The sequence below is a fragment of the Mucilaginibacter roseus genome (genome assembly GCF_021215455.1).
GTDB lineage: Bacteria > Bacteroidota > Bacteroidia > Sphingobacteriales > Sphingobacteriaceae > Mucilaginibacter > Mucilaginibacter roseus.
Map to the genome: position 1 here is coordinate 326,175 of NZ_JAJPWV010000001.1, position 13,847 is coordinate 340,021.

Sequence of the window (13,847 nt, forward strand, 5' to 3'; positions counted from 1 at the left end):
CAAATGTCCTTTTTAAGGGCGTGGGCGTTATGCAGTTTTGTGTTGAATAAAGGAGGCTTGCATAAAGCCTTAATCATTAAACATAAAATTAAAACTATGCGTGTATTTGTAACCGGGGCTACAGGTTTTGTAGGCTCAACTGTAGTAAATCAGCTTTTAAGCGCAGGGCATAAAGTATTAGGGCTTGCCCGCTCAGAGGCTTCAGCACAAAAACTTATTGAAGCAGGTGCCGAAGTGCACTTAGGTTCGCTTACTGATATTGAAAGTTTGAAAAGTGGCGCTTTGCAAACGGACGGTATCATCCACACGGGCTTTATCCATGATTTTAGTCGTTTTGCGGAAAGTTGCGAGATTGACCGAAATGCAATTTTGACTATGGGCGAAGCCATTGCAGGTACCGGTAAACCATTTATTATTACCTCGGGCCTGGCACTGTTATCTACAGGCCGGCTGCTAACTGAGCAGGATGAAGTTACGCCCGAAAACAGTAAAAGTCCGCGCAAAGCATCAGAGGAAGCTGCAAAGTCCGTGGCTCAAATGGGTGTAAACGTTTCTGTTATGCGTTTGCCGCCCTCGGTGCATGATGCCGGCGATCATGGGTTTGTACCAATACTGATTAATCTGGCGCGTGAAAAAGGTGAGGCGGCTTACCTGGGCGATGGTCAAAACAAATGGCCAGCCGTTCACAGGCTTGATGCAGCGGTGCTGTATCAACTGGCTTTAGAGAAAAATGCGCCGTGGGCTGTGTACCATGCGGTAGGAGAACAGGGTATTCCGTTTGCTGATATAGCATCAACCATAGGTGAAAACTTAAACCTGCCAATAGTAAGTAAAACCACCGAAGAGGCGGCGGAATACTTTGGCTGGTTCAATTATTTTGGTACAATCAACACTCCGGCATCAGGCGAGCAAACAAAGCAAATTCTTGGCTGGCAGCCAACGCATATCGGCCTTATTGAAGATATGAACTCAGGTGCATACTTTGCTCAATAATTAATTACCGAGGTATCTGGTGTGCCGTATTTCCGATTGATGGAGATACGGTACATTAAATAACAAACTAAATGGCTACGGTAATAATTCCCCGATTTTCTACAATTTTATACACAAAGTGTAAATCGTACACATAGTATTGGCTTAAATTGTATTTAACTAAAGGTGAATTTAGTTGGCACGTCAATTGCAAATGTTTATACAAATGAAACTAACCATGTGTAAAACACTAATGATTGATGATAATCCAATGGAGCATTTAATTATGCAGAAAATGTTCGACCGGTATGAAATTTTTGAAGATTCGGTACATACGTTGGATGCAGCCCAGATAATTAACTTCTTTGAGGAAAATTATGAAGACATTTCTGTTTTGCCCGATTTGATATTTTTGGATTTAAATATGCCCTACAGCGGCTGGCAGTTTTTAACAGACCTGGAAAGCCTGATGCCGGCATTACAAAAACAACCGCACGTTTTTATAGTAAGCTCATCAATTGATGGTGCCGATAAGCAACGCGCAACCGAGTTTGCGTCCGTAAAAGGCTTTATTAGCAAACCACTTGTAAAGCAGAAGCTGGAAGAAATTGCCGGTCAGTATCTTCCAGGTAAAACCTTGGTTAATTAAGGCTGGAGCTGTATTATTTAAAATAGTTAGCTAACCAGCTCGTTCTTTTTGCACATAAACCTAAACACTAATTTTGTTTCTATCTCGTTTTCTTTTAGCTGTTATTAAATAGTATTATTATTTTACGTACGGCAATAATACTGCATTACCATGCTTTTGGAGCCTATAACCAAAGGTTGTAAGTATTATGCAGGCAATTGCTTATAGTGAAGTATTTATATTATTTTAGCCGTTACATCTGCTGTTGATCTTTATTAGCCGAAACTCCGTTCTGACATTGATCTGATCATCAGTAATTTTTATTGTTTAAAAGCTATATGGCTGAAAAGAAAAACTATGATTCTGATTTTTGCGGCAACCTACCCTTAAATCATATAAATGTTATACAGGATTACGGCTTCTTACTTGCGTTGGATGCCACAACGTTAAACGTTATTCAATGCAGTGATAACTTAGCAGAACTACTTGGTTACCCGACTAAGGAATTGATTGCTAAAAATATAAGCGACTTAACTCAGCCCGATCAGCTTGATAAACTTAAGCAGCGTTTAAATGATGCTGTACATGCCAAAGCGCCACTTACTTTTAACCTTCATGGCCACAGTATGGAAATACTGATACACGTTAAGGATGGTTACGTGATATTGGAGATGGAAAAAAAGGTAAGCACCGACCGTGTTTTTACTGAAGCTTTTGAAGAAGTTAAACTTGCCATTGCCCGCCTTGAAGCTTGCCGCACTGTTGAAGAAATATGCAAAGTAGGCATAGCCGAAATAAAAAAAATAACCGGGTTTGACGGAGTGATGATGTACCGGTTTGACGAGGATTGGAACGGTACCGTAATTGCCGAGGAAAAAACCGGTGATTTAGAGCATTACCTGGGGCTTACCTTTCCGGCGTCAGACGTGCCGCGACAGGCCAGGCAGTTGTACCTCAAAAATCCATACCGCTTAATACCGGATCGTACTTATAAACCCATTAGTCTTTACCCGATTGTTAACCCGGTAACCAAAACCTTTACAGATCTTTCTGACTGTAATGTTCGTGGTGTTGCCGCAGTGCATTTGGAGTACCTTAAAAATATGGGCGTTACCGCATCCATGTCTATCCGGGTAATTTACCACGGGCAGTTATGGGGTTTGATAGCTTGTCATCATATTACGGAGAAATACCTGAGCCTCGAAGTATGTTCGATCTGCGAATTGTTATCGTCTGTTATATCCGCCCGAATAGAGTCTTTACTCCATAAATATGAGGCGGACGTAGAAACAGAATTACAAAAAGAACAAACCTTGCTGATGGCCCGCGTTTATGCCGAGGACGACCTGATTAAGGGATTACTTACCGAAGAGCAGCCCAACATAACCGAACTTTTTGATGCCAGTGGCGCTGTAGCTGTTATCAATGGAGTTATTTCGGGCATTAAAAACATTCCGGATCAGGAGTTTGTTGAAAACCTGATTTTATGGTTACAAACCAAAAGGGTTGAGCGCGTGTTTGCTACAGACCAGCTGCCTGAGCTGTATGAAGATGCTTTGCCTATCGCCGAAACCGCGAGCGGAATATTAGCCATACCGGTTAACATGGATCGCGGTGATTTTGTGATATGTTTCAGGGGCGAAGTAAAACGCGAGATCAATTGGGGCGGCAATCCGGATCAGGCTATAAATTTTGAGCTCGACAGGAAGAATTATCATCCCAGAAACTCGTTTAACATGTGGCAGCAAACGGTGCACCAAACATCGCCGCCGTGGACCGAGCAGGAACTGGCAGTGGCAGAAACGATGCGCAGCTTTATTTATGAATTTCAGACAAAAAATAACAGGTTTTGAGAGCTAAAGGCGTTAAGGATACCGAAAAAAATGATGTAAGCGATCGTTATATCATTACTATTGGTGCTTCTGCCGGCGGACTGGAAGCCATACACGAGTTTTTTGACCACATGCCGCCCAACTCGGGCTTTACATTTGTGGTCATTCAGCACCTATCGCCTGATTACAAGAGCCTTTTAGTGGAACTGGTTGCGAAGCATACCCACATGAAAGTGATGGAAGCCGGCAACGATATGCTGCTTGAAAAAAACTGCGTATACATTATCCCAACCAAAAAAATAATGACCATCCGTCATCGCAAGCTGCGTTTGGCAGATAAGGTTAAGGACAAGTCTCCAAACACGGCTATTGATACCTTTTTGCTTACCCTTGCTAATGATGTAAAGGAAAAGGCGATAGCCATTATACTATCAGGTACCGGGTCTGACGGGAGCAGGGGTATTGAAGCCATTAAGGAATGCGGCGGCATGGTAATAGCCCAGGATCCGGCTACAGCCAAGTTTGACGGTATGCCTAACAGTGCAATCGCAACAGGCAACACCGATTTTATACTTGCGCCGGCAAACATGCATACCGAAATTTACAATTACGTAAATCACGTGTATGCGCCTCAGCTCGAAAAGGAGCTGTATGAGGATGAACACCTGAATGAGATATTCGATATCGTTTCCACACAAACCGGGCAGGATTTCAATCTATATAAAACACCAACTATCCTGAGGCGTATAGCCCGCAGACTGGCGGCCGCCGATTTAAACAATTTGCAGGATTACATTACATATATCAACAAAAAACCCGCTGAGGCTAAAGTATTGGCTAAGGAGTTTTTGATTGGCGTAACTAAATTTTTTAGAGACAAGCCGGCATTTGAAAAACTTCGCGAAGAGGTGATACCCGATATTATCACATCAAAGGATGAAGGTAGTGTAATTAAAATTTGGGTTTGTGCCTGCAGTACCGGGGAAGAAGCTTATTCAATAGCCATCGCCTTTCAACAAAAACTGGCGGCATCAGGGCGTCAGGTCGATTTTAAGATATTCGCAACTGATTTGGATGAAGAGAGCATACGCATCGCGTCAAAAAATTGCTATCCACCATCAAGCGTTAAGGAGATAGAAGCTGAAACGCTGAAACGCTACTTTGTTAAAAATTCAGATAACACCTATTCGGTGGTACCTGAAATACGTAAGAAGATAGTTTTCGCGGCGCATAACGTGATCAAATCGCCGCCATTTATAAAAAATGACCTGATATCATGCCGTAATATGCTCATCTACATGAACAGTGTATTGCAGCAAAAAATTCTCACCACGTTTCATTACGCGCTTAAATCCGCCGGTTACCTCTTTTTAGGGTCAAGTGAGAACGCCGGTAGCATAATGGATGGTTTGGTTGAAGTAAGTTCTAAACTAAAGCTTTATAAAAAATCAGGTAACATAAAATACACCCTGCACCATAGTTATTCTACAACTACGCCTTCACAATTGCCGGTGCAACCACCTGCAAAAAAAATGCAGAATAAGCAAGCTGAAACCAGCCGTACTACGGCTGACGAATTTCAGGGCCTGATTATTGACCAATTGGGTTATGTAGGCGTTTTTATAGACAAAGCCTTCCTGATCAAAGAAACCATTGGTGATTTTACCCGGTTTTTAACCTTGCCTAAAAAGAAGCTTGAGCTTAACCTGCTCAATATGGTCAATCGAGAAATATCCATATTGTTAAGTACCAGCATCCGCAAGGCATGGAAGGATAATGAAACCAAAATGATTACCGGGCAGTTGGAAGGCCACCGCGTTTTACAAATGACCATTAAACCGCCCGATGAGCAATCGCCTAATGGTTATACGTTGATATTACTCAATGATGCGCAAATTGATACGCCGCTTAAAAATGTTCAGCCGGCAGATATAGATCATCTTACCTCGCAGGAAGAATACCTGATGGAGATGGAAACCGCGCTTACCGAAACGCGCTCCAACCTGCAATTGGCTATGGAGGAGATGGAGACGACCAACGAGGAGTTGCAGTCTTCAAACGAGGAGCTAATGTCTGCTAACGAGGAGTTGCAGTCAGGTAACGAGGAACTGCAATCGCTGAATGAGGAGTTACATACCTTAAATACCGAACATCAGCAAAAAATACGTGAGTTGCTGGAGCTGAATGAGGACTTGGATAATTACTTCCGGAGTACTACCATCGGGCAGATATTTATTGATTCGAACCTGCTGATTCGTAAGTTTAACCCGGCAGCGGTAAATATGATCAATGTGATTGAGTCTGACATTGGCAGGCCTATCAACCACTTATCAAATAACATACAGTACGATAGCCTGAATAAGGACATACACACCGTACTGGCCAATAATACGGTTATCGAGAAGGAGGTTACCCTTCATAACGGCACTAATAACCTCATGCGTATTATGCCTTACCTTAAAAAGGGCGGCAAGGTTGATGGTGTAGTAATCACTTTTATTGATATAACGGCCATAACCAAGCTTAATAATATGATAGCCGGCGTATATAACGCCAGCTCGGCTGCTATATTGGCGTTCAATGCAGAAAGAGGTAAGAATAACGAAGTAACCGATTACAGGTGCATATCCTTCAATAATGCTGCTAAAGATCTGTTCCAAAAAACGGCAGAAGAGCTTATGGCACACCCGGCGCTTAGCGATTTTCCGCAACTGAACAGGATATTCCCGGCGGGCAGCCTTGAGCGTATATCAGTAAATTCTCCGCTGCAAACCGAGTTGCAGATAACCGGCAACTTATGGCACCAGCTTATGGTTGCAAAAATGGCCGATGGTGTGGTTATGAGTTTTACCGACATTACCAAGCGTAAGCTTGCGGAGCAAAAACTCAAAAATAATTATGCCGAATTGGTAAAGGCCCGCGAAAGCCTACGATTGCTAAATGTAAGTCTTGAAGAAAAAGTACAGGAACGTACCCGCGAATTAAGTGAAAGCGAGGAGCGGTTCAAGTTTGTATCAAAGGCTACTAATGATACTATTTGGGATTGGGATTTGGTGACCAACACCATGTGGCGAAGCGATAACTTTACCAGTATGTTCGGATACGAATTATCCGAAGAGACTAAGAAAATTGATTTTTGGTTTGATAAGGTACATCCCGACGATCGTAAGCGTGTAGAGGCAAGCGTATACGACGCTATTAACAATCACGAAAGTAACTGGTCGGCAGAATACCGCTTCCTTAAAGCCGATGGACAATACGCTATAATACTCGATCGCGGTAGTATATTAGAAGACGAACTCCGTACACCATACAGGCTGGTAGGTTCTATAATAGATATCAGCAAGTTGGTTGAAACCGAAAAGCGCCTTAACAGCAGCGAAAAGAAATTTGGAAAGGTATTCGAGTCGAACATGATCGGCATGCTGTTCTCTAACTTGGATGGCGCGATACTCGAAGCAAACGATGCCTTTTTAACCATGCTGGGTTATGACAGGCAGAGCCTTGAGAGCGGGGAGCTTGACTGGAAGAAAATTACACCCGAAGAGTACCTAGAGGTTAGTAATGACGCGGTTAAGCAATTGCGCGAAAACAAGATATGCCCACCGTTTGAGAAGCAGTACATCAAAAAGGATGGCTCAAGATTATCGGTATTGATGGGTTCAGCACTGCTTGAGCAGGATAACGAAACTACAGCCGTAAGCTATATTATTGACATAACCCGCCAAAAAGAGGCCGAGCAAAAACGCCTGGAACTACAAACAAGGCTTAACCAGCAGCAGCAGGAATTCTCTAACATATTTAGCCATGCGCCCGCGTTAATAGCTATTAAACGCGGCAAGCAGTTGGTATACGATTTCGTGAATGAAGCTTACGTTTCATTTTTTGGCTCAAAGCATACAAAGGGAAGATCAACCAAGTTAAAGTTTAGTGCCGACGACCTGAATTTTGAAGAGATTGAAAAAGAAGTTTTTGCCAGCGGTAAAACCTTTGAAGGCAAGCAAATTAAAATCGATCGTGACAAAATATCAGATAATCAAACAGGACAGTGTTGGATGGATATCACGCTGACGCCTGTTTATAACTACGACGGCAGCCATATTGATGGTATCGCATTTTTTGGTTTTGAAGTGACTGATATTGTGCTTGGCCGTATTGCTACCGAGGAGTTGATGCGCCGTAAGGATGAATTTATGAGCATTGCCAGCCATGAGCTAAAAACGCCAATTACGAGTATGAAAGGCTCGTTACAGATTGTGCAACGCATGATCGATAAGATGGATGTGAGCGAAAACCTGGTTCATTTTATCGACAAGGCCTCCCATCAAACGCAAAAACTGACTAACCTGGTTGATGACCTGCTGGATGTAACCAAAATTCAGGAAGGTAAAATGGTATTAAACTACAAAGAGTTTAACGCTATTGACATGATTAGGGAATGTATTGAAGACGTAAAGGCGCCGGGTATTAAGCATAAACTGATCTTTAATCCGAAGGACGATATCATCATAAACGCCGACAGGCCGCGAATTGAACAGGTGGTACACAATTTCTTAACCAATGCCATCAAGTATTCGCCAGTGGCAGATAATGTTGTGATTAATTGTTCAGTAGAGAAAAAGATGTTTAAGGTTGAGGTAACTGACTTCGGTATCGGTATTCCGCCTGAAAAGCAGCCTTATCTGTTTGATCGTTTTTATCGTGTGCAGGAGTCATCGCAACAATTCTCAGGTTTGGGCCTTGGGTTATATATTTCTGCAGAGATTGTAAGGCGTCATCGCGGTAAAGTAGGCATTAAGAGTACCACAGGCGAGGGGAGCACCTTTTGGTTTAACATTCCAATATCTGCTACGAAGTAACTTGTTTAGAGGGGATTTTAAAAAGCAATAAAATCAAAAAACCGATCACAACGACTTGCGTCAGTGGATCGGTTTTATTATTTCAAGGTAGATGTAAGACTTATTGAGCTTTTAAAGGTTAAAACCAATTAGCATAGCACCAAGCCGGTTTATGATTCAGCATACAGTTTAGTGTAATGTATGGTCTTTAAATCAGGCCAACCGGTACTAAAAAATAGTGATACTATTTTGCAGCCTTTTTGCTTTAACGGTTTTTTCCAGGTAAGTTTCATAATTATGATGCTTTAGCAAGTACGGATAACGTAACTTTTTCTTGTTTTCTGCTAAGTTTTACGGTTTTAGACTGCGTATCCATATCGGCATATTTAGCCTTTAGTTTATTCAGCAGTTCAAAGCTAAATGCATCGTTCAAAGGCATATGATACTCGCCAACAGTTTTAGGGTGTAACGTTAAGCTATCGGCAGTAACCAATAAACTTTCGTGGTTAATAAGCGTTAAACCTGTTTTCTCGTTAGTGGCGTAAACAACAAAGGTATCGATCTTTCTTCCATCGGGAGTGGTATATACCACTGTTGCATTTTCTTGAAACTTAATCATGCTTAGTAATACACCAAATTTATGCCAGTTTACGAGCCCGCTTCAAATGTAAAATTTGCCAGTAAAAGTTCGTAGTTTATAACATACACAGTGCCGGTTTTGTCGGTTAATTCAAACAGCTACACTGTATGCAAATCAGGAATAAGGTTCCAGGTTAATCAAGTCAGCAGGGTATGGATTATTATTCCAGGCATGATGAATAGCCAATCCCGCGCCAATAGCGGTTGCCTGTGGCATAGTGGCCGCGCATACTTGTAAATGTGGAAATGCTGCTGCCAGCAGATGCATGAAAATTTTGTTTTTACTAAATCCACCATCAACAAATAAACACTTTACCGGCGTACCGTTCAATACCAACTCGGTTGATGATTTTTGTTTGGCAACGATATCCATAATGAGCCAGTAGTAAGCCTCCACATCATTAGTAAACTGATCAAGGTTTGCAATTTCCTTCGTTTTTGATGACCATTTAAATGATCCTTGTAACGGCGGGTGCTCCTTTTGAACTTTAGCGGCGATGGCATGATCAAAATCAAGCCTTTCGTACTTTTTTACCGATTGATTGAAATGGGCGGCAATTTGCGCTAAGCGTTGTTCATATTCTGGCCCGGCAAAATAGCGTGAGGCCTTTACCGGTGTGCCCTTGTACTGTATATAATTAAGACAATCGTTTTCAAGCTGCTCAACGGTAAGCGGCGTTTGGTCAAAAGGGTTTAGTGTAATACTCCAGGTACCTGTTGAGAGCAGGATAAAAGGTTCAGCAAAGCTAACTAAGTAGGGGATTAGCGCCGACGAACTATCATGTAGCCCGTTGCCTACCATGATGTTATGCTGCCCATTAAACTTAACAACGGTTACATCATCACCGGGCTTTAAGGGCGGAAGCAGGTTGTTTAGTTCTTCTTCATAAACCCATCGGTGATAATCATTAGCGGTAAAATCCCATAACGTGGTATGGCAACCAACGCTGGTGAGTTCAGAAATGGCCTCGCCGCTCAACAAAAAGCTTAGATATTGAGGCAGATGCAGTGCTGCCTTTACCTTGTTAAACACTTGCGGCTGCTGGTATTTTAAACTATATAACTGCATGCCCGAATTAAGATTGCCCAAAGCCGGAGATGCAGTTTCAATTGCTATGGTTTCAGGTGTGCCATGACTTTCATAGAACCTGTCGCGCAATTTGTACGGATACGGTTTGAGGTAATTATAGAGTGGCGTTAAGGTATTGCCATTTTGATCGATATACACAAAGCTGGCTCCGTAAGCTGTAAAGTTTATAGCCTTTACATTATATGCATCTGCATTAAGAACTTTGGTTAAGTTATCGCTAATAAAATGGCGTAGTTTCTTGAGGTCTTCACACGGGTAGCCGTCTTCATCAGTAATCTCTTCAAGTCTTTCAGCGTGCTCAAATACAACTTCGTATCGCTCGTTAAAAAGCAATAGCTTCTTGTTAGTTTTACCGATATCAAAAATAGCAATAACAGGTTGGGCGCTCATTTATAAACCGGTCGTTACAGTTTTTAGCCCTCGTTCCTGTATCAGGTTTTCTCTTACCTTAAGCGCGCGGAATGAGCCCACCGGATCTAAAGCGCCGCCTGCCTGCAACCTCGCTTCGGCAAGCAACGGCCTTACGTCAGTACGGTAGGCTTGCTGCAAAATATTTTGCGCGTGGGCAACATCATTGTTTTGCTGGGCCTGTTTAAGTTTCTCCTGATCAATTAAAAGAGCCTGCGCATAAGCGATCTTAATAGCCTCTACCGACTGCAGCAGGTCTTCAACCGGGTCTTTAATATTATGTGATGCATCTATCATCCATCCAATACCGGTGGCATGGTTTAAACCGCGGGCATCCAGGCCTTCAACCAGCTCATTAAATATCAGGAACAGCTGGTAGGGGTTGATACTGCCCACCGTTAGGTCATCATCTCCATACTTTGAGTCGTTAAAGTGAAATCCTGCAAGCTTGCCCTCCATCAGCAACAGCGACACTATTTGCTCGATGTTGGTGTTAGGCAGATGGTGACCAAGATCAACCAATGTGCTTGCCCTTTGCCCAAGTTTATTGGCCAATAAATAAGATTGACCCCAATCGCCGATGGTAGTAGAATAAAAGTTAGGCTCGTAAGGTTTGTACTCTATCCAGATTTTCCAGTCATCGGGCAGTGCCGCGTAAACCTGTTGTAAACTTTCAAACGTGTTTTGAAATGCGTTACGAAAGTTAAGCTGCCCCGGGAAGTTTGATCCGTCAGCCAGCCAAACTGATAGCGCTTTCGAACCAAGTTCAACGCCATATTTTATTACTTCAATATTATGTTCAACAGCTTGCTGGCGCACGGCTTTGTCTACATGATGCAGTGAACCGTACTTATAACTCAGCGCTTGATGAGGTTGATCCTGAAAAGTATTGGAGTTTACAGCATCAAAGTGTAAGCCTAATTGTGAGGCAAATGCTTTTATGGATGGCGCGTTATCCGGAATATCCCAGGGTATATGCAATGAAATGGAGTTACTTGAGCGGTTAAGCGCGTGTATTAGTCCTACGTCCTCAATCTTTTCTTCCAGACTGCGCGGCTCGCCACCGCCGGAGAAACGCCCAAAGCGGGTTCCGCCGGTACCAAGTGCCCAACTCGGTATAGCAATGTTGAAGGCTATAAGCTTCAGTATGATAGCTTCAGCGTTATCAATTTCGCCCGCCAGGTAATTAAACCGGCGCTCGTGCGCTGGCAAAAGGTCATTATTGAGGTCTTGAAGAATCTCCTTATTTATTTGCATGGTATAATTCAGGTTATCAACCGGGTCGCGATTGGTGCACGACCCGGTGTAATTTACAATTTAACGCACAAAACCAGCGGCAACCCCGCCGTCAACATTTATAACATTGCCTGTCGATTTATTGAGCAAGCCGCCCGTAATGGCTATGCAGGCGTTGGCAATATCCTCTGGCAAAATAATCTCATTAAGTAAAGTGCGTTTGGCGTAATACGCAGGTAACTCATCAACAGTAACACCGTAGGCTTTAGCACGACCTTCGGCCCAGCCGCCTGCCCAAATATTGCTGTCACTTATAACGGCATCCGGATTAATTACGTTTACACGTATCTTATCTGAACCGAGTTCGGCGGCGTTTAGCCTGCTTAAGTGCAGTTGAGCAGCTTTGGCGCTACCATAGCCTGCGTTATTTGGTCCGCTTACCAAGGCGTTTTTGCTTACTATATTGATAATGTCACCGCCAATGGCTTGCTTTTTTAGGATGTCAACGGCTGCCTGTGTAACCAGGAATTGCCCTTTTACTAAAACATCATACAACAGGTCCCAATCTTTTTCGGTATGGTCGGCAATAGTTTTAGATATGGAAAGGCCGGCATTATTAACTACGATGTCCACGCCGCCAAAAGCCAGTGCCGCGGCATCAAATGCTTCCTGTATTTGGTTTTTGTCCGTAACGTCTAACACGGCGGTTGCATAGGCGTCTTTTCCGAACTCCGTGTTAAATTCGTCGGCGGCGCCATTCAGGCGTTCGGTGTTCATGTCATTCAAGATTACTACCGCACCTTCCTGAACAAACCTTTTTGCTATTGCCTTACCGATGCCACCTGCGCTGCCGGTAACAAGCGCCACCCTGCCCGACAGTATCTTTGGTTTAGGCATACGCTGCAGTTTAGCTTCTTCCAACAGCCAGTATTCAATATCAAATGCTTCCTGGCGTGGGAGCGAGGTGTACTCGGAGATAGCTTCCGCGCCTTTCATTACATTGATGGCGTTTATATAAAATTCAGCGGCTACGCGTGCGGTTTGCTTATCCTTGGCAAAAGTGAACATGCCCACACCCGGATACAAAATCACCACGGGGTTAGCATCCCTTATTGCTGGGCTATTTGGGTGTTTGCAGGTGTTGTAATAGTCGGTATACATTTGGCGATAGGCCTCAAACGCAGGTGACAACTGGTTTTTTAACGATTCCACATCACTCAGGTCGGCATCTTTTTCTAATTCCAAAACCAGCGGACTAATCTTGGTGCGCAAAAAGTGATCGGGACAACTGGTACCGAGTGGCGCGAGACGCTCGAGGTCGTTTGAATTAATGAATTCAAGCACACGGCTATCATCCGTAAAATGGCCTACCATGCGCGTTTTTGAGGAGCAGAAGCCGCGTAATATAGGCGCTAATGCCGCGGCTTGCTGCTTCCTGGCTGTTTCATTAAGGCTTTCTATGCGTTGGCCACTAAACGTCGGGCTTTTTTTGCCATAGTTATCTTCTAAATAAGCTGCGCATTTTTCAATTACTTCGAGGGTGTTGATATAGCTCTCGTATGCCGTATTGCCCCAGGTGAACAAACCGTGCGAACCCAGCATAATACCCCGGATGCCCGGATTAGCATCAAGGCAGGCCTTAAGTTGCAGGCCAAGCTCAAACCCGGGTTTTTTCCATTCTACCCAGCCAATACTACCGCCGAATAATTCTTCTGTTATACGCTTGCCGTCCTTTGCTGCCGCTATGGCGATTGCCGCGTCTGGGTGCAGGTGATCAATATGCGCGAAGGGCAAAAAGCCATGCAGCGGTGTATCAATTGATGGCGCTTTTGACGACAGATCAAATATGCAATGGTTAAACAATTCCACCATTTCATCCTCATATTCAACGCCACGGTAAATATTTTTAAGGCTACGCAACCTATCTACATAAAGAGCTGCAAGTCCGTTCTTTTTCAGTGTACCCAAATCGCCGCCTGATCCTTTTACCCACATCACCTCAACCGGAGCGCCGGTAAGCGGATCATTTGCGGTTACTTTGCAAGAGGTGTTTCCGCCGCCGTAATTGGTGAGGCGCAGGTCGGCGCCCAATAAATTTGAGCGGTATATCAATAAAGCTACTTCGTCGCCGGCGAGTTTAGCAGCCTCGGCTTCGTCCCATAAGTAACTTACATGTTTAAATTGCGTAGCAGACATATTGTGTT

Annotated in this window: 8 protein-coding genes; 4 read left to right on the forward strand and 4 right to left on the reverse strand. The window is 43.5% G+C overall.

All coding sequences use genetic code 11. The features are described from left to right. Positions 1-96 precede the first annotated feature (96 nt). The 4 genes from LT679_RS01455 to LT679_RS01470 all read left to right on the forward strand — a co-directional run bounded on the left by LT679_RS01455 (position 97) and on the right by LT679_RS01470 (position 8,291). Complete coding sequence (locus LT679_RS01455) at positions 97-993, forward strand: SDR family oxidoreductase (protein ID WP_232175122.1); 897 nt, start codon at positions 97-99, stop codon at positions 991-993. A 217-nt stretch (positions 994-1,210) separates the two neighbouring features. Then, positions 1,211-1,621, forward strand: a complete 411-nt coding sequence (locus LT679_RS01460; RefSeq protein WP_232175123.1) for a response regulator — start codon at positions 1,211-1,213, stop codon at positions 1,619-1,621. Between the two features lie 317 nt (positions 1,622-1,938). After that, the gene (locus LT679_RS01465; protein ID WP_232175124.1) at positions 1,939-3,453 is read left to right on the forward strand and encodes a GAF domain-containing protein; all 1,515 of its coding nucleotides are present in this window, start codon (positions 1,939-1,941) and stop codon (positions 3,451-3,453) included. Continuing rightward, entirely contained in the window at positions 3,450-8,291 is a 4,842-nt protein-coding gene (locus LT679_RS01470) for a chemotaxis protein CheB (protein WP_232175125.1), read from the forward strand. Before LT679_RS01465 ends, LT679_RS01470 begins: the two co-directional genes overlap by 4 nt. A 274-nt stretch (positions 8,292-8,565) precedes the next feature. Here the strand turns inward: LT679_RS01470 and LT679_RS01475 are convergent, their stop codons facing one another. From LT679_RS01475 to LT679_RS01490, 4 genes are all read right to left on the reverse strand, one after another. Next, the gene (locus LT679_RS01475; protein ID WP_232175126.1) at positions 8,566-8,889 is read right to left on the reverse strand and encodes a hypothetical protein; all 324 of its coding nucleotides are present in this window, start codon (positions 8,887-8,889) and stop codon (positions 8,566-8,568) included. A gap of 135 nt (positions 8,890-9,024) precedes the next feature. Then, the gene (locus tag LT679_RS01480) at positions 9,025-10,389 is read right to left on the reverse strand and encodes an FGGY-family carbohydrate kinase (protein ID WP_232175127.1); all 1,365 of its coding nucleotides are present in this window, start codon (positions 10,387-10,389) and stop codon (positions 9,025-9,027) included. After that, positions 10,390-11,664, reverse strand: a complete 1,275-nt coding sequence (locus tag LT679_RS01485) for a TIM barrel protein (protein ID WP_232175128.1) — start codon at positions 11,662-11,664, stop codon at positions 10,390-10,392. Positions 11,665-11,724: 60 nt separating this feature from the next. Continuing rightward, positions 11,725-13,839, reverse strand: coding sequence for a bifunctional aldolase/short-chain dehydrogenase (locus LT679_RS01490; RefSeq protein ID WP_232175129.1), 2,115 nt, complete (start codon positions 13,837-13,839; stop codon positions 11,725-11,727). Positions 13,840-13,847: the final 8 nt, after the last annotated feature.